The sequence below is a fragment of the Mycoplasma collis ATCC 35278 genome, from assembly GCF_000701825.1.
Classification (GTDB): Bacteria; Bacillota_I; Bacilli_A; order Mycoplasmatales; family Metamycoplasmataceae; genus Mesomycoplasma_A; species Mesomycoplasma_A collis.
This window is the reverse complement of the sequence record NZ_JNJY01000003.1, coordinates 66,517-89,433: the sequence shown is the minus strand read 5'-3', so window position 1 is coordinate 89,433 and position 22,917 is coordinate 66,517. Positions and strand designations below refer to the sequence as shown.

Below are 22,917 nucleotides of genomic sequence, written 5' to 3'. Positions count from 1 at the left end.
CTTTATAAAAAAGGATTTGATTTCTCTTCTTTAAATGATAAAGAAATTCAAAAATTAGAAGACAATATTAATAATATGCCTAGAGAAATATTTAACTGAGAAAGTGCAAAAAATCAATTAATAAAAGAAGAAAATAATTTATTTATTTAATAAAAATATGTTTTTTATTAAAAAAGCCGTAAAAGGGTGTGTTTTTTTATTGCTTTTTTTATAAATATTTTGTTTATTTAATAAAAAATTGTAAAATAAAAGCACAAACACAAAAGTGTTGCGCTTGAATGTTTATTTTAGGAAAGCACATTTAATGTGCTTTTTTTATCAAATTTTTATTCTTTTTTTAGGATCGATGTACATTTTATCATTTTTATCTATATTAAATGTTTTATAAAATAATTCTTCATTAGCAACTACAATATTAACTCTTATTTTCGCTGGTGAGTGCACATCAGTTTCTAATCTTCTTTTTGCAGCATTTTCTGTATATTTAGATCTTCAAATTTCAGCTCAAGATTCAAAAAATATTTTAGCATCAAAGTCTTTTTCTTTCTGAGCAGCGTTTAATGAACAACTAAATCCGCTAATATCCGCTATATTTTCAGAAACAGTTAATTTTCCATTAACATTTCCAAATTCAGTTTCAGCCCCATCATAAAGCTCAATAACTGCATTGGTTTTATTTTTGAATTCTTCATAATCTTTTTCAGTTCATCAATTATTTAAATTACCATCTTCATCGAAATTAGCCCCATTATTATCAAAACCATGAGAAATTTCGTGCGCAATAATTGAACCTATTCCTGCAAAATTAGCTGATGAGTTTCTTTTTAAATCATAAAATGGTGCTCTAAGAATACCAGCTGGAAATACCATTAAATTTTTAATTGGATCATAATAAGCATTTATTTCAGTTGGTTTCATTTTTCAATATTTATCATTTTCTTTTTGGTTGTAAAGCGAAAATTTATAATCATAGTAAATTCTGTTTAATTTTTCAATATTATTAACTAAATTTCCACCTTCACTGTAATCGTCTATTTTAAATTCTTTATAAAAAGGCTCTATTTTTGAAGGGAAGCCAATCATAACTCTTAATTTTGAAAGTTTTTTTATTGCTGTATTGATTGTCTCTTTACTTAATCAAGAATTATTTTTTAATTTTATTTGGTATTCAGTAATTATGCTTTGAACCATGTTTTCTACATTTTTCTTAGCCTTTTGACCAAAATATCTTTTTCCATAAAATAAACCAAAAGGCATTCCAAAAAATTGGCTTGTTAAACTAACTGCATAATCTTCTAATTTCTCAATTTTTTTAATAGAATAAGCGAATTTTGCATATTTAAAAGCTAAATTTCTGATTTTTTCAGAAAGGAAATTCGCTCTTGAAAGTAAATTATTTATAAAAAATAATGCCTTATAATTTTCAAAGTTTTTTTCACTAAAAATTACATCAATACTAGCTAAATTTTTAGGATTTTGAACTGATATTTTACTTACAGCTTTACCAAATGTAAGATCTAAACTTTTTAAAATATTATGTTTTTTAGACATTTTTTTCAATTCACTACGGCTTTTTATATTATAAAATGAAACAAAATTAGCTAATTGTTCTGGACTTAAAACGTAATCTTTATATAAATTATCAAATTTTAAAGCCTTTTTAATTAAAGCGTTAGCTTTATTTTTTTCCATTCCATAATCAATTAAAAGTGATTGAACCATTTTTGATCATACTTTTAAACTTTTATCTCTAACTTCAGGATCTTCATACATTTTTGTACTATCTAAAATTGTATCTTGATCAGAAATTCAAGCAATATTTTTACCCCCATTTTTAAAATCAGCATAAATACTTATTTTTCAAGGTAAATAAACATATTTTTTGTTAAAGTAGTTTCAATTATCAATTATTTCACTAAATGATTTTATTTCGTTAATAGAATCTAGAGTTTCTCTTATAGGTTCTCAACCTAATTCATCTCTTTTTTGTTCATTTAAAATAAGATTATAAAATTTTACACATTCATGAAGATGTGGATAATTTGGAATTGTAGAAGCATCTTTACTTCATTTTTTTAAAAGTTTTCTTGTTAATTTTTTTATTTTTAATGAATTTTCAACAAAAGCACTAATTGAGGATTTATCATTAGGAATTTTAGATTTTTTTAATCATTTTTCATTAATAGCAGCAAAAAAATCATTTTTTATTTTATTAATCATATTTCTACCTTTTTTTATTATTTTTTTAACTTATTAAAATAATTTTAAGATAAAAAAAAGAAAAAAGTAAATTTTTTCTTTTTTTCGCATTTATAAGCCGCGTTCTGTACTTTTTAAAAAGTGTCAATTATTTATCTAAGTTAATTATATAACCTCTAAATTTTTGTTCATTTACAAAAATTCAGTTCCCCTACCTAAATTTGGGTTTCTAGCTCATGGAGTTTACCGCGTTTCACCTTAAATTAATAAGCTCGTCTCTGTGGCACTTGTCGTCTAGGCCTAAGTTTATTAGACTTAGCATGATCACTACTATCATCGCAGATAGTGCTAGCGCGGACTTTCCTCTATTCATTTTCATAAACAGCAATTGACCAATGCTAAAACATTATAATATTAAAATTATTAATTAAAAAATATTTTTTTCATATTTTTTTTTATTTTTAAGCTATTTTTAAAAAAAATATTATTTATTATTAGTGAAAAAAAGAAAAAAAATTAAATTAATTTTCAGTATAACACTTTTTTTAGGTTTTTTAATAGGAATTGTAATTTTCTATTCAATAAAAAATAATGATGTTAATACAAATAAAATTGAAAATAAAAAAAATGAAAATAATATTGAATTTATAGATGTAAAGTTAGATGGTGCAGTTAAATATGATTTGAATTTTTTATTTAAAAAAGGAGCTACTATGAGAGAAATTTTATTTAAAGCATCAATACTACCTAATGCAGATTTATCAAATATAAATTTAGAAACTAAAGTTTTTGAAAGTAAAAAAATATTTGTACCTTTTATAAAAGCTGAAAAGAATGTTTTTGATGAAAATAAAAAAAATAAAATCAAAAAAAAGAAAAATAATGAAAATAATAATTTAAATAAAAAATATAAAAAAGATAATCCTATTCTTAAAAATAATGTAAAAAATAAAAATAAAAATAATTTTAAATTTAAAAAAAATGATTTTGATTTAGAAAATGAAATTGATGATAATTCAAATAATTATGCAATTCCTAATGATTTATTAGAAAAAATTAAAAGCGATGAAATGAATGAATTAAAAATAAATAAAAATATATTGAAAAAAATAATTGATTTTTTAGAAAAAAACAAAGGAAACGAAATAACTTGAAAAAATATAAATTCAATACATGGAGTTGGCCCAAAAACTATTGAAAAGCTTCAAAAAAACTTTTAAATTGATTAATTTTGCTTTTTTTAATTATATCTACTATTTTATTTTTTGATAAACCTAATGTTTTTCTACTTATATTTAATATATTTTTTATCTTAATATTGATAATTTGAAAAGAAAAAACTAAAATTTTAATTTATATTTTGTTTTTTATTTACATATATTTAACTTTGGAATTAAAAAAACATGAGATTGACAATTTTGAAATAAATGACAAAATTTTTATAAAAAATAAATTATTTAAAAACAATTACATTTTTGAATATGATAATAAAAAAATTTTAATTTTTTCAAAAAATATTAAAGAAAATTTAATATATAGTGCAAATTTACAAATTAAAAAAATTAATTCAGATGAAGTTATGAGAGATTTTTTATATTCAAATAATATTTATTATAAAGTTGTTAAAATAAATAATTTTCTGTATAAAAACGAACATGAAAATTTTTTGATAACTATTAAAAAATTTATTTTAAATTCTAAAAATAATTATTTAAAATTTGTGCCATTATTATTATTAGGAAAAAACCATTTAGAAAATAATGAATTAATTAATATTTTGAAAAAAATAAACATTTATCATTTATTTGTTATTTCAGGTTTTCATATTGCTTTTATCAAAATTTTCTTTGAAAAAATTTTTAATTTTTTAAAAATAAAATATTTTATTTTCATTATTTTTTGCACAATATTTTTATTATTTTATTTACTCATTTTAGATTTTTCAGTTTCAGCATTAAGAGCTTTTATTTTTTTAATTTTACTAGAGGTGAATAAAAAAATTTTTTTAAAAAAATATAAAAATTATGAAATTTTAATATTTACAGGTTTTATATTTATAATACAAAATATTTATATTGTTTATTCAATATCTTTTATTTTAAGTTTTTTTATATCTTTGGTAATTATTTTTATTACAAATTTAAAAATTAAAAATAAATTTATGAATTTAATTGTAATTTCAACAGTTGCAAATATTTCTTCTTTTTTAATTTTAAATTTTTTTAATGTTTACAATTACAATGTTTTATCAGTATTTAACTCAATTATTTTTTCACCATTAATTTCATTACTTTATTCATTATTTTTTTTATTATTTTGAGCAAAAGATTTTATCGATTATATTTGTGGTTATTTATTAAAACTTTTAATTTTTTATGAACAGTTTCAAATTATTTATCAAATATATCTATCCAAATGACTTATATTTATTTTAAGTATTTTATTTTTTTGATTTTTACCGTTAATAAATTTGAAAAAAATAAAATAAATTAATGTATTATTTAGTATATGTATTTTTTATATGGCGATGAATTATTATTAATTGAAAATGAATTAAAAAAAATTTTAAATAAATATGTTAATTATGATGTAATAAAAATAAATTCCGAATCAGCAATTGATGATTTTTTAACAAAAATAGATAATTTTGATTTATTTTCAAATAATAAAATTTTTTTAATTAAAAATTCAATTTTTTTTAAAAAAAGTGACAAAAAAATTAATGAATTAATAATTAAAAATTTAAAATTAAATAATATTCAAAAAAATGTTTTTGTTTTTATTTATGTTTTAACTAAAAACGAAATTTTAGATAAAAAAAATACTTTAATTAGTTTTTTACTTAATAATAGTATTTCAAAAGAACTTTCAAAAATTTCAGATCAAAAAATTTATGAATATTATCAAAAATTACTTATCAAAAAAAAAATACAAATAAACAAAGCCAATTCTTTGATACTTTTTTCTAAATTACCGAAAGATTTAAGTTTTATTGCTAACGAGATTAAAAAATTGTCATTATACAATAAAGAAATAACTGAAAATGTTATAAATAATTTAGTTTTTGAATTAAATATTGAAGATGATTTTTCTTTTATAGAAGCTTTTTCTAAATTAAATTTTCATAATATAATAATTAAAGCAAAAAACAAAATTAATAACGGGATTTCAAAAAGTTTATTACTTTCTCAAATAAATTCATTTTTATTTGTTGTAAATACAGTTTCATTATTTCGTGATTTTTTTTCATTAGAAGAAATTGCCAATAAATTTTCAATTCATTTATTTAGGGTAAAAAAAGCTCATGATTTTTTAAATAAATATACATTAAATAAAACACAAAAATTAATTCATAAAATTTTTCAAATTGAAAAAGATTTTAAATCAGGCCAAATAAGTGAAAACATGGCTTTTGAACTTTTTTTATTAAATTTAATAATTAATTAATTTTTTAAATTTAAATAAATCTTTAATATAATAATAACTAATGAATGAAAAAAATGATATTTATTACAAACTAAATTATTGATATTTTTATGATTCTAATTCGTCAAATAGCGGCGATTATAAAGGAGTTTTTTTAAAATTAAATTATTTTAAAAAAATGCAAATTAATAATTTAATTTTTGATAGTTTTTTGCATAACTATGAAAAATTAGATTTTAATTCATCAATCAATAAAAAATATGGGTCAATTAATGATTTGATTAATTTAATTAAATCTTTTAATGATGAGAACATAGAAGTTGCTATGATTTATGATTTTAAAATTAGTTATAAATATTTTGAATGATTAAATAATTTTAATTTAATCAATGATGAACAGAATATTTTGTTTTTAATAAATAATGAAAATAATTTAAATAACAAATTTATTCAAAAAGTAAATTTAAATAAAAAAAATGAAAATGATAATATAAATGAATTTGAAACTATTTTTTTGAAAATTTTAAAAATTTATAAAAAAATAGGAATAAATAAAATTATTTTAAAAAATGTCGATTTTTTATTTAATAGTTTAAATTTCGAAAAAAATAAATTTATATTTTTTTTAAATAATTTAATAAATAAAATGAAAATTGATTCGAATATCAATTTTATTTTTGAATTCAATAATAATTTTTTTAAAAAAAACAATAAAACATTTTTAAAAGTAATTAAAGATTTTGAAACTGAAAAATATTTTCTAAATTTTTTTACTAGTTATTTATTCAATGACAATAAAAACATTTTTAACATTATAAAATTCAATAAATTAAAATTTAAAAAAATTATTAAATATATTTTTAATTTCCCAACTAAAACAACATTCATTTTTAATAATAATGAATTAGGTAAATTAAGTTCTCGTTTAAAAATTTCTAATAAAAATGTTGAAGCATTCAATAAAATGATTGCTGCTATTTCTATACTAAATAAAAATAATACTTATATTTTACAAGGTGATGAAATTGGGCAAGAAAATAAATTTTTTACTTATGAAGATTTTATAAATGATAAAAAAAAATATTTACGAAATAATAAAGCAATTATTTTAAAAGAAAATGATACAAGTTTTTTTCGCTTATGAGCTAAACATTCTAATGAAAATAACAATACAATTTTCGCGTGAAACTCATCACCATCATTAGGTTTTAATAATAAAAATTTTAATATACCAAAAAAACCAAAAAATTATAAAGTTAATAATTTGGAATACAATTTATCAAATAAATTTTCAATTTATAACTGATATTTACAACTTTTAAATTTTAAAAATGAATTAATAAAGCATAATGCATTCAAGAAGAATAGCAAAATTAATTTCATTTTTTTAAATAAGAAAATTTTAAAAATAAATCTAAAAACTAAAAATAAAGATTTTATATATTTAATTAACTTGTCGCAAAAAAATGAAAAATATAAATTTAATTTCAATAAATATGTTTGCAAATTAAATAGCCATAATTGGACAATATCAATAAAAGAATTTGAAACATTAAAGCCATTTCAATTTTTAGTTTTAGAAAAAAAATAAAATTTTATTGCAAAAATCATTTTTTTTATTATAATTTAAAACGTTACTTATATGTAACCATTCTTAAAAGGTTTTAAAACATTTTAAAAATGTACCTTAAAGATGTGACTTATTATAAGGAGGGCTAAAATGTTCGCAATCATAAAAACAGGTGGAAAACAACTTTTAATTAAAAAAGATGACACTATATTTATTGAAAAATTAGATGTTGAAGAAGGAAGAGAAGTTGTTTTTGATGAAGTTTTATTAGTTGGTTCCAAAGTTGGTACACCCTTTGTACAAAATGCAGTTGTAAAAGGAATTGTTGAAAAACAAGGGAAATCTAAAAAAATTATTGTATATCGTCATAATGCTAAATCAACACATAAAAGAAAATTAGGGCATCGTCAACCATATACACGTGTTAAAATTACTGAAATAAAAGCTTAAAATTTAGAAAAGAGGAATTATAAATGGCAAAAACCAAAGCAGGTGGATCCACCCGAAACGGTAGAGATTCGGCAGGTAGACGTTTAGGTGTTAAATTAAGTGATGGACAATATGCAAGCGCAGGAGCAATAATTTTAAGACAAAGAGGAACAAAATTTTTCCCTGGTATGAATGTAGGTAGAGGAAATGATGATACTCTTTATTCTTTAATTAACGGAATTGTAAAATTCGAAAAAAAGAGAAATAGAAAAGTTGCTTCAGTCTATGCAAATGAAAATTAATTTTTTCTAAAACACTGTAACTAGTCTTGTTATATTAATTGTAATAAGATTAGTTTTTTTGTTTTTATTTTAATTTATGTTAAAAATATATAAAAATGAAATGAGGTTAATATGAATTATAAAATCAGAAAATTTGGTTCCAAAACCGAAAGACGTGATTATTCAAAAACTAAATTTACTTTAAAAACACCTGATTATTTAGAAACTCAAAGGAAATCCTTTGATTGATTTTTACAAACCGGAATCGAAGAAGCTTTATCAAAAATTTATCCTATTATTTCTTCAAATGGAAAAATAGAAATAGAGTTTATTAAAGGAAGCGTAAGAATTCAAAGACCTGATGATGAATTCGAAGCAATTCAAGAAGCTAAACAAAAAGGGACTTCATATGTTGGTAAAATTATAGCACTTTTAAGAAAACACACTGTAGAAACAGGGGAAATTGATGAAAGAGAAGTTCTTTATGGAGAAATCCCTTTAATGTCTAAAGGTGGAACTTTTATTATAAATGGTTCAGAAAAAGTTGTTGTTTCCCAACTAATTAGATCTCCTGGAGCTTATTTTGGAAAAAATGTTCGTAATAAGCAAGCGGATGATTTATTTAACAAAGTTGAGCTTTTACCAGATGTAGGTTCATGATTAGAAATTTTCCATAGAGTTACAGGTAATTCAATCGATACTATTAAATTCAGAATTGATAAACACAAAAATATTCCTTTAATAACTTTTTTACTAGCTTTAGGATTTAAAAGAGAAACTATTAAAGAATTATTTGGTGAATCAAATGTTTTATTAGAATCACTTAAAAAAGAAAAAATAATTGAAACCGAAGAACAAAAAAATAAATTAGAAAATATTTATAGAATAATTAGAAAAGGTGATAGATTAACTGAAGATGCTATTTGAAACTTCTTACCTAACACATTATTTAATGAAAGAAGATATAATTTATCAAAAACAGGAAGATATAAATTAAATAAAAAACTTAATTTAATTGAAAGGATTCTTGAAACATATCTAGCAGAAGATTTAGTTAATACTAATGGTGAAGTTTTATATAAAAAAGGAACTTTTATTAACTCTAATTTAGCTAGAGAAATTCAAAAACAATTTGAAAAAGGAATGATTGAATTAGTTGAAATTCCTGACATTGATGTAAATAAAGTTTATGGTAAACAATTAGAATTTAAACCAGAATTAATTAATAAAAACAAAATTATTATGGTTAAAGTTTGGCCAAATAAAAAATCTTTAGAACAAAATCATAAACCAGTTTTAGTTATTTCTAACGATCCAAATTCTAATGAAATGCATTTAGTGCTTTCTGATATTGTGGCTATTGTTTCATACTATTTCAATTTAATTTCTAACTTAGGAAAAGATGATGATCTTGATTCATTAGTAAATAAAAGAATTGTTGGTGTGGGTGAATTATTACAAAAACAATTTTTACTTGGTTTATTAAAATTAGAAAAAAATACTAAGGAAAAATTATCATCTAAAGAAAGTGAAAAAATAACACCAAAAAATATTACAAATAACAAACCAATTTATAATCAATTTAAAACATTTTTTAATACTTCTAAATTATCACAATTTATGGATCAAGTAAATCCTTTATCAGAATTAGCTAATAAAAGAAGAATAACCTCTTTAGGGCCTGGAGGATTAAATAGAGAAACTGCGCAATTTGAAGTGCGTGACGTTCACTCTACTTATTATGGAAGAATTTGTCCAATTGAAACACCTGAAGGACAAAACATTGGATTGATTTTAAATTTAGCTACATATTCTAAAACTGATGATTTTGGTTTTATTCAAACACCTTATTTTCCAGTAGTTAATGGTTATGTTAATTATGATGAAATAAAGTGACTTACTGCAGTTGATGAATATGGTTATACATTCGCACAATCATCATTAACAATCGATGATAATAATAAAATTATTGATGAATTTGTTACTGTTAGAAAAGATTATCAATATTTAATTGTTAAAGCAAATGAAGTCGATTATATTGCTGTTGCATCAAAACAAATGACTTCCATCGCTTCAAGCGCAATTCCCTTTTTGGAAAATGATGATTCTAACAGGGTTTTAATGGGGGCTAACATGCAAAGACAAGCAGTTCCATTATTAGAATCACAAGCTCCTTTAATTGCAACTGGTGTTGAACATGATATCGCTAAATTTGCTGCAACAAATATTAGAGCAAATAATTCTGGAAAAGTTATATATGTTGATGCAAAAACTATAAAAATTAAACCTGATGATGAAGATTTAGCAATAGATATTTATCATCTTAGAAATTTCCAAAAATCAAACCAGGGAACAACTATCAACCAAATTCCTACAGTTAAAGTTGATGATTACATTGAAAAAGGTGATTTAATTTGTGATGGTCCTTCTACTAAAGATGGAGAATTAGCTTTAGGTAAAAATGTTTTAGTAGCCTTTACAACATGAAATGGTTATAATTTTGAGGATGCCATTATCATTAGTGAAAAATTAGTTAAAGATGATGTCTTTACTTCAATTCACATTGAAGAACAAACAATTCAATTTAGAACATCAAAAGCTGGAGATGATACTTTAACTAATGATATTCCTAATGCATCAATTAGATCAAAAAGACACCTTGATGAAAATGGAATTGTTAGAGTAGGTTCTGAAGTTACTACAGGGGATATACTTGTAGGAAGAATTAGTCCTAAAGGAGAAGATAATCCTACACCTGAAGAAAAATTATTAAATGCTATTTTTGGAAATAAAGGAACTAATCAAAAAGATACTTCACTAAAAGTTAAACATGGTGATGAAGGAACTGTAATTGATGTACAAATTATTTCAAGAGCTAATGGTGATGTTCTTGAAGATGGAATTGATAAAATAGTAAAAGTCTTTATTGCTCAAAAAAGAAAAATCAAAGTTGGAGATAAAATGGCTGGTCGTCACGGAAACAAAGGAGTTATTTCTTTAGTTTTACCTGTTGAAGATATGCCATATTTAGAAGATGGAACACCTGTTGATATCTTGCTTAATCCACAAGGGGTTGCTTCAAGGATGAATATTGGGCAAGTTTTAGAGCTTCATTTAGGAATGGCGGCTAAAAAATTAAATGTTAAATTTATTTCCCCAGTATTTGATGGAATTAAAAATGAAGATTTAGATTCAATTTTAAAAGAAGCTGATTTACCTACTAGTGGAAGATTTAAATTATTTGATGGAATTACTGGTAAAGAATTTGACTCCAAAGTTTCAGTAGGAATTATGTATATGTTAAAACTTCAACATATGGTTGATGATAAAATTAATGCTCGTAGTGTAGGGCCATATTCATTAATCAGTCAGCAACCACTAGGAGGAAAATCTCAAAATGGTGGACAAAGATTTGGTGAAATGGAAACTTGAGCTCTAGAAGCTTTTGGAGCTGCTACTGTTTTACAAGAGCTTTTAACATATAAATCAGATAATATTTTAGGACGTAATATGTTATATAACACTTTAATTTCTGGTGGTGAAATACCAAAACCAGGAATGCCAGAATCATTCAATGTTCTTGCTTATGAATTAAGAGGTTTAAATATTAAACTAGAAGTTCATAAAAAAGATTTTGGTCAAAAATATAAATTTGAACAAATGGAAGGTATTGATGAAGAGCTTGCTTTAAGCGATGAATTCAATGATATTATCATTAAAAATTACTTTGATGATGAAGATAATTAAGAGGAGACAAAATGGATAAAATTGAAAAAGTTTCTCGTAAATATGCTTTAATTGATGAAAATACAATTGAAAAAATTTCTCTTTCTTTAGCTACTAGCCAAGATGTTTTAGAATGATCAAATGGAGAAGTAACTAAACCTGAAACTATTAATTATAAAACTTTCAAACCAGAAAGAGAAGGTTTGTTTGATGAATTAATTTTTGGTCCTGTTATTGATTTTAAATGTTCAATTTGTGGAAAAAAATATAAAAAATCTAATGAAGGAACAATTTGTACAGTTTCTGAACAATGTAAAAAATTAAAATCTACAATCTTAGCTAAAATATCAAGAAGATCAAGAATGGGACATATTAAATTAGAATCACCTGTTGTACACTTTTGATATTTTAGAATTGATCATTCAATTATTTCAAAACTTTTAGGAATAAAAGTGGAAGATAATAAAAGTAAAGGTGTTACAAAAGCTGATTTAGAATCTGTTATTTATTACAAAAGTCATATTATCTTAGAATCTGGCGGGATTAAAGCATTACCTAAAAATTCTATTATTAATTTAAATGAAGCTGGTGTTATTTATAGTCATGCTCTTCAAGAAATTAAAGAAAAACATCAACCAAATTCTGAAGCTTATCAAGAACTAGATGAAGCATTAAGAAATTTAAATGAATATTCAAGTTCTAGAGTAGGAAAAGAATATGGAATTGATTTTTATGAATTAAATGAAATTATTGAAGAATATTCAGATGCTAAAATTGATACCGGAGCTAGAGCTATTGAATATTTACTTGATAAATTAGATCTTCAAAAAGAAAAAGAAAGTATTTGAAATGAAGTTCAAGAAATTCAAAACTTACCAAAAGAAAAATTAACAAATTCAAAAATCCAAGAACGTGATAAGTTATATAAAAGATTAAAAGTAATTAATTCATTTATTAATTCTAAACAAGATCCAAAATCAATGCTTATTAATTATCTTCCGGTTATTCCAGCTGATTTAAGACCTCTTATTCAATTAGATGCAGGAAGACACTCAACTTCTGATATTAATGAATTATATCGTCGTATTATCATTAGAAATAATAGATTAAAAAAATGATATGAAACTGATGCACCTATTTTGATTATTCAAAATGAGCTTAGAATGATCCAAGAAGCAGTTGATTCTTTAATTGATAATCAAAGAAAATCACCACAAGCTACACCTTCTAAAGATGGAAGACCTCTTAAATCAATCTCTGATGCTCTTACAGGTAAAAAAGGACGTTTTAGACAAAATTTATTAGGAAAAAGAGTTGATTATTCTGGACGTAGTGTTATTGTTGTTGGTCCAAATTTAAAAATGCATCAAGTAGGTATTCCAAGGGAAATGGCTGCTAAATTATTCGAACCACTTATTATAAAAAGATTAATTGATGAAAATATTTCAAGTTCAATTAAAAGTGCAAGAAAATCAATCGAAGAATTAGATGCTAAAATTTGACCACATGTTGAAAAAGTTATTGAAGGAAGATTAGTATTATTAAATAGAGCACCTTCATTACACCGTTTATCAATTCGTGCTTTTGAACCTGTTTTAGTTAGAGGAAGAGCGATTAAACTTCATCCATTAGTAACTGCAGGATTTAACGCCGATTTTGATGGTGATCAAATGGCTGTCCATGTTCCAATTAGTGCAGAAGCTATTAGAGAATCACGTGAATTAATGTTAGCTAATAGAAATATTCTCGGACCAAAAGATGGTGAGCCTATAGTTAATCCAACTCAAGATATGATTTTAGGTCTTTATTATCTAACACAAGAGTTAAGAGATGATCGTCAAGCTAAAGGTGAAGGTAATTTTTATAGTACTTACAATGATCTTATAAGAGCTTATGAAGCTGGGTTTGTTGCGCTAAATGCAAGAGTAGCCCTTCCATATAATGAAGTTAAAAAAACAATTAAAACTCACAATAATTTAATTATCTCTTCAGTAGGTAAATTTATTTTCAATAACGCCCTCCCACAAAGTTTCCCATTTATTTTTGATACTGATGTTGATAATTTAATTGAAAAACAACAAGAAAAATTAGATAAATATACAGTTCCTAAAGGTGCTAATATTATTGAATTTATTAATAATTTAGAACACAATAAACCTTTAACAAAAAAACATATTGCTAAAATAATTAGACAAATTTATGATAATTTTGATATTGTTGTTGCCCTCGAAGATATAGTTAGCGTTATTAAAAAAATAGCTCTCGATGAAGAGAATGAATTATATGATAAATCGCTAGAATATTATTCTAAACTTATTGATTATAAAGAAGAGCCCATCTCTGCACAACATGCTGTAAATCTAGCTAAATTAACAAAAGAAGAATTTTTAAAAATTAAAAGAAAACTTTTTAAAAACAAAAATACCGAGATAGAATTTGCACTCAATACTAAAGTTAAAATTGAACTTGTTGATAAAATTTGATTTAGATATACAAATTATGTAGCTGAAATTCTTGACCAAATTAAAGATTTAGGATTTAAATATTCAACAATTTCAGGAACATCTATTTCAATAGATGAGATGAAATCTGAAATTGATAAAGAAAAATATATAATCGAAGGTGATTTATATATTAAAAATTTAAATAACTATTTTAAATTAGGAATGTTAACAGATGATGAAAGATATACTTTAAGTATTGATAAATGAAGCAAAATCAAAGAAAATATTCAAAAAGAGCTTACTAAAGTTGTTGATAAATTAGATAATAATTCATTATTTATGATGATGAAATCTGGAGCTAGAGCTAATATTTCTAACTATGTACAACTTTCAGGGATGAGAGGTTTGATGGCTAATAACGTTAAAACTCTTAAAGCCGACGCTGAAAATGATCGTGTGGTTAGATCAACAGTTGAAGTTCCAGTTAAAAGTTCTTTCCTTGAAGGTTTAACTTCTTTTGAGTTTTATTCATCAACACACGGGGGAAGAAAAGGACTTACCGATACAGCGCTTAATACTGCTAAATCTGGTTATTTAACTAGAAGATTAGTTGATGTTGCTCAAAATATCGTTGTTAAAGAAAAAGACTGTGGATCAGATTTTGGTTATATTGTTCGTGATATTATTGATACTAAAACTAAAACAATAATTGTTTCACTTTTTGAAAGAATTGAAGGAAGATATACTAATTCAGCAATTTATCATCCTACTACTAATAAATTAATTATTGATAAAAATAAATTTATAACTGTTGATATAGCTAATGAAATTATTAATTCAGGGATTGAAGAAGTTGATATTAGATCAATTTTAAGTTGTCATATCCGAAATGGAGTATGTAAAAAATGTTATGGTAAAGATCTTGCAACAAACAGAATTGTTGCAATCGGTGAAGCGGTAGGAATTATTGCTGCACAATCAATTGGTGAACCAGGAACACAATTAACAATGCGTACTTTCCACTCTGGAGGAGTAGCTGGAATTGAAGATATTACAGGTGGTTTTGCTAGATTGATTGAATTAATCGATGCTTATGATCGTCCTTGAGGTAAACCAGCTTTAATTTCACCATTTAAAGGAGAGATTAAAGCAATTGAAGAAGTTGTAGATAAAAACACAAAAATTAACACAGGTAGTTTTTTAGTTAAAATGGAATATTTAAATGATGATAATATTCCATCTATCAAACCATTTTACATTCAACCAAATCAAAAATTAAGAGTAAAAATTGGTGATAAAATTGTTCCAGGTCAAAAAATTACCGAAGGACCTATTGTTCTTAAAGAATTACTTAATTATACTGATGCAAGAAAAGTACAAAATTACTTATTAAAAGAAATTCAAAGACTATATAGAATGCAAGGGATTTCTATTAGTGATAAATATATTGAAATCATCATTAGGCAAATGCTATCTAAAATTTTAATTAAAGATGCAGGAGATTCACAATTTTTTGTTGGAACATTTGTTGATATTTTTGAATATCAAGAAGCTAATGGTAAATTATTAGCGCAAAATAAAAAACCTGCATTTGGTGAAATGATAATTAAAGGTGCAAAACAAACTCCATTATTATCAGATTCCTTTTTAGCAGCTGCATCATATCAAGAAACTTCAAAAATTTTAGTTCACGCTTCAATCTCTTCACAAGTTGATAAATTAGAAGGATTAAAAGAAAACATTATTGTCGGACATAAAATTCCAGCTGGAACTAATTCTAAATACGAGCCTAAATCAAAATATGATATCAAAGATCCAGCTTGATATTTTAAAAAACATATTTAATATATAAAATGAAAATTTAATTTTTAAGTGCTTGCTTATTTAAAATTTTAAAAAATAATAAAATTTTAAATAATAGCACTTTTTTTTATATAAAAAAGTTTTTCATTAAAAAAAATGATGATTATTAATGATTATTAGTATTATTTTTTAAATAAAAAAAATTAATAATTAATATATTAAATTATTATACAATTTATATATAATAAAAAAATATTTAAAAGTAACCATGAAAAGAAAAAAGATTTTTAAATTTTTATCATTATTTTTAGGTTTTACAACAACAGCATTTATATTTAGTGCTAAAGGAGATATTAAAGCTAACGAGAATATCAAATTAGAAAAAAACATTTTAGTTAATAATGAGTTAAAAGATAAAAAAATAATTGAAAGAAAAGTTATAAGATACTCACAATTAAATGTTGATGATAAAACAAATAATAATGAAATTATTAATATAAATGAAGTTAAATTATTATTAAATTATGAAGTAAAAGATTTTGAAACAATAAATGAAAATAAAAAGTTTTTCACAAACAAAAACAATGATTTTATTAATTTGAATGAATAATGGTGGAATTTTAAGAGATAAAGAAAATAGACCTATTCATAATTATAACTGATGAGATTTTTTAAATCCACTTGCAATTGCTGCTAGAATACTAGCAAATACTCCAGGTGAAATAAAATGACAAACTGAACACAATAACGAAGAATGATTAAAAAAAGGTGAAATGGAAAAAAGACAAAATAATAAATTTTTTACAGATTTTGATTTATATTTTGAAAAATGAAATGGCTATTCATGAGAAGTAGTTAAAAATATTAACGTTATAAATAGTAATGTTGAAGTGATTGATTATAATATCAATGAAACTGGAAAATATAGAATAAGAATTAAAAAGTATTCAAATATTTTTGAAAATTCAATAAATGATGTTTTGGCGGTAACCTATGTTAAAAATTAAACTTAAAAAAATATTTTGTTATGTTGTGTTTATTTTAAGTTTAGCAAGTATTTCATCTTTAACTAGTTGTTCATATTTAATTGGAATTAAAGATAATAATATAGATGAGAGTATTCAAAATATTAGGAATTTATTAAAAAAATATAAAAAAGAAAATAATAAAAACTTTTTTTAAATGAAAAACAAATTGATGAATTAAATAGTAAAGCTAAAAAAATAATTTCAAAACATTATGATAGATGAAACATAACAAATGAAAGAATGCACGGCCCTAAATATTATTTGTTAACTAATGAAGAAAAAAATGAATTAATTAATAAAAAACAAGATTTTATTTCTCACGAAACAGTTAGTGATATTATTAATCAAGGGCAAATAATCATAAAAAATAAAAAAGAATACGATAAATATTTTCCTAATTATAATTTGGATAATAATTTGACTGATTTTTTTGAAAAATATAATTTAGTTACATTTCACTTATCTGATGCAGATTTATTCTTTAATTATATTAATCATATTTATCCTAAAAAAATAGATAATAAAATAGAAATTTGACGCTTTAATTTAGAAGATGTTAACGTAAAATATCTTGCTAAAGATTATATAGATTTTAATTATATTTATTTTTTTCCTTATGAAAAGAAGTATGAAATTGAATTTAAAAATAATAAACTTAAAACATTAGAATCAATAGAATATTTATATAAAATTAATGAAGAGAATAAAAATTCTTAAAAAAAATATATTATTTTCAATAAAATATAAAACAAAAATGCTTAATTTTTTGATAGAAGAAATTAAATTTTAAAAAAACATTTTGTTTTTTTTAAAGAAAATCTAAAAAATTTTTAAGTTTTTTTGTTTTTTTTAATTACTTTGATTTATATTAATATTTTATTTTAAAAAATTAAAAAATAACATTAATTTAATAGTTTTTTAATTTTTTAATTTATTTAAATAATTAATATAATAATTATTTTGTATGTTTTTTAATTTAATTAAAACAATAAATGGTTAAATATTTTTAAAATTTAATAAACAATATTTTTAAAGTCTAAGGTATGTTAAAATTCAAACTAAAAAATACTTTATTTTTCTACTGTGTTTTTAAGTTTAATAATGCCTTAATCTTTAACTAGTTGCTCTTATATAATTAAAAAAATACTAAAATAATCGTTAAAATCCTCTGATAATAAAATTTTATTCCCAGTAGATCGAAACATAAAAGATCTTTTAGATTGATATAGAAAAGAAAACAACAAAAATTTTTTTCTAAATAAAAATCAAATTAATGAATTAAATCATAAAGAATAACTAATAATTTCTACACATTATGACATTTGAGTCATATTTTATAAAAAATTTTACGACTTTAAATATAATTGTTTAACTAATGAAAGAAAAATAAAATTAATTAAGAAAAAAGAAGGTTTTATTTCTCATAAAACAATTGATGATATTATTAAACAAAAACAAATGATTATAAAAAATAAAAAAGAATATGACAAATATTTTCCTTACTATAAAAAATAAGCAATAATTTAATTAATTTTTTTAAAAAATATAATGTAATTGTTTTTTACATATCAGAGGCAAAAAAACGTTTTAATCTTATTAATCATATATATCCAAAAAAAAGTAGATAATAAAATAAAAATTTGACGCTTTAATCTGAAAGATGTTAATTGTTTTATTTCTATATAGATAATAAATATATATTTTTCTTTCCATATGAAAAAAAATACGAAATTGAGTTTAAAAATATTGAACTAAAATTTTTAGAATCGATGGAATTTTTATTTAAATTCCAACAACAAAATGAAGAATTTCTCAAATTAATATCAGCAAATTTAAAGAATAAATGAAATGCGTTTTCTTCTTCTTTTTTTTTTTTTTTTTCATATATAATTTTTCTTATCTTTTATTAATGAGTTAATTTAAAAATTATATATAGAGGAAAACATGAAAACTAAAAGAAAAATGCTTATAATTTTATCATCATTATTTATAGTTTCTTCAGTTACAATAGCAACACCTATTATTATAATTAAAAACAAAAATGAAAATATTGATAAAATAGATACACCTCTTCCACCAAATCTATTTCAAGACAAAGATAAAAAATTACCTCCTACTTCATCTAAAGATGATGATTTGATAAATAAAGATAAAGATAATAAAAACAACGATTCTAATAAAGAAAATGAAACCGTATCCCCTCCTTTAAATAAAGAAATAAGTGATGAGTTTCCTTTAATTGATAAAATAAAAGATAATCAGAATAAAGTATATCTTTTTAAATATGAAAAAAACATAGAAAAAAATAATCAACTTATAGGATTGGAATTTTCAACTAATAATGTTATTGAATTGAATGATCAAATTACATTAAAAGTCAAAAATACAAAAAATAATGAAATATTAAATATAAAAAATATTGGTAAAAATGAAAAAAACTTTTTAAATTTTATTTTTGAAAAACAAATTTTAGAAAGAAATACAAATCATAAAGTTATAGCAATTAATATTAATTCTAATGAAATAAATGTTGAGAATCAAAATATTAATTTTATTATTAAAAATAATGTTACAAGAGCTGAAAATGGTAAAGTTTATGTTCCTGGTATTACTAGTGCTGGAGCAGAAAATAAACGTAGTATTCAACACTGAGAATATTGAAGCACTGGAATTAGCGGATATTATTTAAAAGCGGGAATAAAAGGTAAACTTATTTTGGATGTTCAAGGCGATAATATAAAAGAAAAAAATTTACATTTAGCTTTTAGTAATGTTTATAAAACAAAGAACAATCATCCTGCTGAATTGTGATTTGGAGGCAATAAGTTAAAAAATTTACAATCTGGAAGAAATGAAATTGAGATTGACACAACAAGTGAGCCATATGAAATGATGGTTTATATAATTAATGAAACTAATGAGCCTGTTAATATTAATTTTGAAGCCGAGCCTAATTGAAACAATATTTTAGCTAAACATCCATATTATATTTTTGATGATAATGATAAAGATTACAAAGAAAAATTCTGAAATTATGTTCAAGATTTAAAAAAATATAATAAACAATCCAATTTTGCAAATATGTCAATTTTAGAATTTAATTATGAAGATCAAGGTTCTTTTCAAATTGCAACAGGTTCAACAATTATCGCAAATACTTTTGATCATGTTGGCATTACAAATAAAGAAAAAGCATTTGAGTATATTGAAACATTTTCAAAAAAATTACATAAATGATTAAAATTTATTAGATTTTATGATGGTTATGAAACTATTGATTTTAATGACGAAGCTAATGGAATTGTAAGAACTAAAGTATTTTTAACTTCAGGTGAAAATTATGCTGGTATTGTTGGAAGTAATTTTTTTGCAACTAAAAGATTTTTTAACTTGTGAAATAGAGGAGGTATATTTCCTTTTTTAACAGGAGATGATGAAATTTTATATACTTGAAGTTCAGTGCATGAATTTGGTCATACAATCGATAATGAAATTATAACAGTTCCTGAAATTACTAATAATTTATTTTCAATTGAAGGAAGAATGCAACTTTGAATTGATAAAATAAAAAATAATAAACTTTCATTATGGAAAACAAACGAAGAGGGGAAAACAATAGATTTTAGTGAATTAGTAAAAAAACATATTCACCCAGCAGTCGCTAGTTTTGAGAATTTTGAAGAAAAACTTCAAATAAAAAAATTAAATCCTAAAGCTACAATAATTGATTTTTTTGATAATATCAAAAATGAAGGCGCAAGATTTTATACTTGATATTTAGTTATGAATTATTTTAAATATCATAATTATGATAATTATGATTTTGAAAAATTTAAACAATACAATAAACAATTCAGTGAAACAGTTAATAAATTTGGTCTTTATGGCGCTATAACTAGAACAATTAGAGAAAGAAAATATGATTCAAATTTATTGGATGAAATTTCAAAAAATAATGAAGGTCAATTAATTAAAGATAAAGTTAAATACAAAACAATAGTAAAAGATGAAAAAACCAAAGAACCTAAAGAAGTAGAAATAAAAACAAATATTATAATTTATAAAGAGTGAAGAATAGCTTATTTTTTAACTTTAGTTAGTGGTTATAATTTCGTTGAAATTTTAGAACGTTTTGGTAATAACAATGCACCTTTAAAATTAAAAGAATTTGCTAGTAAGTATCCAAAATTAGAAATACCAATTGAATATTATTCATTAAAAAGTGATTTGCTTGAAGCGAGTGGAATTAAAACATTTTCTAGCAATACAAAACCAAGTATTGAATATATAAAAGATGGTCCTTTTACAAAAATAAAAATTGATATGAAAGATTATGAAAAGTCTACAATAGCATATGAAATATATAGAAATAATCAATTATTAGGATTTACAAGAAAAAATGAATTTAGTTTTTTTAATCCTGCTCATTTAGATGCTGAATATCATGTTGTTGCTTTTGATTATAGACTAAATAAAAGTTTAATTTCAAATATTGTAGGTCCAAATAATACTAAATAAGGTTTTAATATTTTATTAATATAATGCGGTTTTTTACTAGAAACTTTAATAATTATAGAAAACCTCAAAACTCTTTCAACAAAAGTTAGCAAATTATCCGAATTTTTATCTTTTTTTCCAATTACTAAATCAAGCTCTCAATGTCCAATTCCTTCCCTAGAATCAATAATTTTTAGCCTTGCTCAGATTGATTTTACATATTTTGCTTTAACTAATCTTTGAACAAAATTTTTTGATCTTTTTCCACCTTTTTTATAATATAAATGTAAGCGTTGTCTAGGTTTATTATTCATTTTTTTGTTTTTATTCAATTAAATATAGTTGAAATAGCAGGCATTTTAATAGAATAATTTTTTTTAATTTAATTGTAAGTCTCTTTAATACCAAAAAATCTTTTATTATATTTTTTTTAAACAAAAGATTAAATTCTTTATATTTTTTCATATCATTAAATCGTTTGTAAAATTTAATTTTTTGTCTATAAGTATTTTGGTAAATTGCGAATTTAGCAGAATAATTGAAATTATTATCAGAATTTCTTTTAATTTCTCGACTAATTGTTGAATGCTTACACCTAATTTTTTAGCGATTCTACGATGAGATCATTTATTAAGTAAAAGTTTTTCAATTATTAATCTATTTTGCTGATTCAAGTGAAAAAAATTATTTATATTTTTTTCCATAAAAACCTCTCCTTCAGGGGGGGGGTTTTTCTTTCCCTTTTTTAAAAATTTAATTAAATAAGTGAATTTTTTAAAAGGGAAAGAAAAAATGCACATCTTTATAATTTTATTATTTTTTTATTATAAAGTGTTGCATTTACTTTTAGAATTAAGGTTTTTGAATAACTGAGATTTTAATACTTGAAGTTAACTACAATATAAATTATTTGACTTTATTTCAAAACGAATCATTTGATTCATAAAAAAGATATATATCTGAATCTATAACATCAAGATTTATGCTAATTCGCAATAGTATATTTAATAATTTTTTTGAATGAAATTTTTCAGCAACATCATTCATAGTTATGATTCCTTTTTCTTTAATTATTTTTGAAAAATAATTCAAGTGAACAAAAAAACTAACATAAGTGAAAATTCTTGCTAAAAATATTGCTAACGGAATGCAAAAAAATAATCAAATATTTTTTATAAAAAAGTTTAAAAAAGGATAATCTAAAATATTCAAATATAAATAAAGACATAAAATAAAAGTAATTAATAAATATAAAAATAAAGGAAATAATAAAATGATTAATAATTTATAACCTTTGTATTTAAAATTTTTAAATTTTTCTATTTTTCTCATAATATAATTAATTATCAAATTTATTGATGTATTTGTGGTATTTTGATAAATATTTTTTTTTAGTATTGTAATAATTAAAAACTTCAGGTTCTAAAATATCTATTTTTTTATTTATTAAAATTAAAAAAAATAATCATTTTTTATAAATTCACTTTTTTTTTTATTTCTTCTAACGAAATAAT

At 22.0% G+C, this 22,917-nt stretch carries 17 protein-coding genes and 1 other RNA gene; 13 read left to right on the top strand and 5 right to left on the bottom strand.

Going from position 1 to position 22,917, the window contains the following annotated elements; genetic code table 4:
* Positions 1-315: 315 nt before the first annotated feature.
* The gene (locus tag T403_RS0101460; protein WP_033161043.1) at positions 316-2,220 is read right to left on the bottom strand and encodes a M13 family metallopeptidase; all 1,905 of its coding nucleotides are present in this window, start codon (positions 2,218-2,220) and stop codon (positions 316-318) included.
* An 88-nt stretch (positions 2,221-2,308) separates the two neighbouring features.
* An RNA gene (rnpB, locus tag T403_RS04345) (RNase P RNA component class B) lies at positions 2,309-2,599 on the bottom strand.
* 97 nt (positions 2,600-2,696) lie between these two features.
* Here rnpB and T403_RS0101455 point away from each other — a divergent pair.
* The 13 genes from T403_RS0101455 (at position 2,697) to T403_RS0101390 (ending at position 21,424) form a co-directional block, all read left to right on the top strand.
* On the top strand, positions 2,697-3,419 hold the full coding sequence (locus T403_RS0101455) for a hypothetical protein (protein ID WP_033161042.1): 723 nt from the start codon (positions 2,697-2,699) through the stop codon (positions 3,417-3,419).
* Positions 3,350-4,687, top strand: a complete 1,338-nt coding sequence (locus T403_RS0101450; protein ID WP_033161041.1) for an MAG0480 family ComEC-like protein — start codon at positions 3,350-3,352, stop codon at positions 4,685-4,687. Before T403_RS0101455 ends, T403_RS0101450 begins: the two co-directional genes overlap by 70 nt.
* A gap of 20 nt (positions 4,688-4,707) precedes the next feature.
* Positions 4,708-5,646 carry a DNA polymerase III subunit delta gene (gene holA, locus T403_RS0101445; RefSeq protein ID WP_033161040.1) on the top strand — a complete coding sequence of 313 codons (939 nt, stop codon included), beginning with the start codon at positions 4,708-4,710 and terminating at the stop codon, positions 5,644-5,646.
* Between the two features lie 40 nt (positions 5,647-5,686).
* Positions 5,687-7,216 (top strand): alpha-amylase family glycosyl hydrolase, encoded by a 1,530-nt coding sequence (locus T403_RS0101440; protein WP_033161039.1) that lies wholly within the window; start codon positions 5,687-5,689, stop codon positions 7,214-7,216.
* Positions 7,217-7,345: 129 nt separating this feature from the next.
* Positions 7,346-7,645 carry a 50S ribosomal protein L21 gene (rplU, locus tag T403_RS0101435; protein WP_033161038.1) on the top strand — a complete coding sequence of 100 codons (300 nt, stop codon included), beginning with the start codon at positions 7,346-7,348 and terminating at the stop codon, positions 7,643-7,645.
* A gap of 23 nt (positions 7,646-7,668) precedes the next feature.
* Complete coding sequence (gene rpmA / locus T403_RS0101430) at positions 7,669-7,926, top strand: 50S ribosomal protein L27 (RefSeq protein ID WP_033161037.1); 258 nt, start codon at positions 7,669-7,671, stop codon at positions 7,924-7,926.
* Between the two features lie 111 nt (positions 7,927-8,037).
* Positions 8,038-11,652, top strand: coding sequence for a DNA-directed RNA polymerase subunit beta (rpoB, locus tag T403_RS0101425; RefSeq protein WP_033161036.1), 3,615 nt, complete (start codon positions 8,038-8,040; stop codon positions 11,650-11,652).
* 11 nt (positions 11,653-11,663) lie between these two features.
* Positions 11,664-15,920: a DNA-directed RNA polymerase subunit beta' gene (rpoC, locus tag T403_RS0101420; RefSeq protein ID WP_033161035.1), complete on the top strand. Its 4,257-nt coding sequence runs from the start codon at positions 11,664-11,666 to the stop codon at positions 15,918-15,920.
* 226 nt (positions 15,921-16,146) lie between these two features.
* Positions 16,147-16,488 carry a hypothetical protein gene (locus T403_RS0101415; RefSeq protein ID WP_033161034.1) on the top strand — a complete coding sequence of 114 codons (342 nt, stop codon included), beginning with the start codon at positions 16,147-16,149 and terminating at the stop codon, positions 16,486-16,488.
* Positions 16,430-16,885, top strand: a complete 456-nt coding sequence (locus T403_RS0101410) for a hypothetical protein (protein WP_033161033.1) — start codon at positions 16,430-16,432, stop codon at positions 16,883-16,885. Before T403_RS0101415 ends, T403_RS0101410 begins: the two co-directional genes overlap by 59 nt.
* The gene (locus T403_RS0101405) at positions 16,872-17,060 is read left to right on the top strand and encodes a hypothetical protein (RefSeq protein WP_033161032.1); all 189 of its coding nucleotides are present in this window, start codon (positions 16,872-16,874) and stop codon (positions 17,058-17,060) included. Before T403_RS0101410 ends, T403_RS0101405 begins: the two co-directional genes overlap by 14 nt.
* Positions 17,061-17,146: 86 nt before the next feature.
* Entirely contained in the window at positions 17,147-17,623 is a 477-nt protein-coding gene (locus tag T403_RS0101400; RefSeq protein ID WP_033161031.1) for a hypothetical protein, read from the top strand.
* A gap of 1,227 nt (positions 17,624-18,850) precedes the next feature.
* On the top strand, positions 18,851-21,424 hold the full coding sequence (locus tag T403_RS0101390) for a hypothetical protein (RefSeq protein ID WP_033161029.1): 2,574 nt from the start codon (positions 18,851-18,853) through the stop codon (positions 21,422-21,424).
* Here the strand turns inward: T403_RS0101390 and T403_RS04225 are convergent.
* The 3 genes from T403_RS04225 to T403_RS0101380 form a co-directional block, all read right to left on the bottom strand.
* The gene (locus tag T403_RS04225) at positions 21,367-21,717 is read right to left on the bottom strand and encodes a hypothetical protein (RefSeq protein ID WP_051619045.1); all 351 of its coding nucleotides are present in this window, start codon (positions 21,715-21,717) and stop codon (positions 21,367-21,369) included. The two genes, T403_RS0101390 and T403_RS04225, sit on opposite strands and share 58 nt — an antisense overlap.
* Before the next feature lie 105 nt (positions 21,718-21,822).
* Positions 21,823-22,107 (bottom strand): helix-turn-helix domain-containing protein, encoded by a 285-nt coding sequence (locus T403_RS04220; RefSeq protein ID WP_051619043.1) that lies wholly within the window; start codon positions 22,105-22,107, stop codon positions 21,823-21,825.
* A 202-nt stretch (positions 22,108-22,309) separates the two neighbouring features.
* A complete protein-coding gene (locus T403_RS0101380; RefSeq protein ID WP_033161028.1) occupies positions 22,310-22,735 on the bottom strand; it encodes a hypothetical protein in 426 nt (141 codons plus the stop codon).
* Positions 22,736-22,917 lie beyond the last annotated feature (182 nt).